We start from the raw sequence: 392 nt of genomic DNA, 5'->3' as shown, positions 1-392 counted from the left end.
ACATGGGGTCGTTACGTCGATTTCGGACGAGAAGCTGTGCCACTACTTCCGGATCCATGACGGTGCCGCCTGCCGCGACCCGACGCACCGCATCCACAAATTCGCGAACGTCTGCGACGCGGTCCTTCAAAAGATATCCGACGGCGCCGGCACCATCGGCGAGAAGCTCCGCCGCGTACTGTTTCTCGACGTATTGACTGAGGACAAGGACTGGTGATCCCGGGGTCTCAGAGCGGGCCTTGATCGCGGCTCGCAGCCCTTCGTCGCGGTGCGAAGGAGGCATCCGAACGTCCACGACGGAGACGTCGGGCTGGTGCGTCGCCACCGCATCGACCAGGCCGGGTCCGTCGCCGACCGTGGCGACCACCTCGCAGCCGGCGTCGGTGAGAAGG

At 65.3% G+C, this 392-nt stretch carries 1 protein-coding gene; it reads right to left on the bottom strand.

From position 1 onward, the window contains the following. Nucleotides 1-367, bottom strand: a 367-nt coding sequence (locus tag JZ791_RS44520; protein ID WP_438804646.1) for a response regulator, incomplete at its 3' end; no start/stop codon positions are given. Nucleotides 368-392 lie beyond the last annotated feature (25 nt).

Origin of the sequence: Nocardia alni, assembly GCF_019038435.1 — a bacterium.
Taxonomy (GTDB): Bacteria; Actinomycetota; Actinomycetes; order Mycobacteriales; family Mycobacteriaceae; genus Nocardia; species Nocardia alni.
The sequence above is the reverse complement of the archived record's forward strand: the minus strand, read 5'-3'. Positions and strand labels throughout refer to the sequence as shown.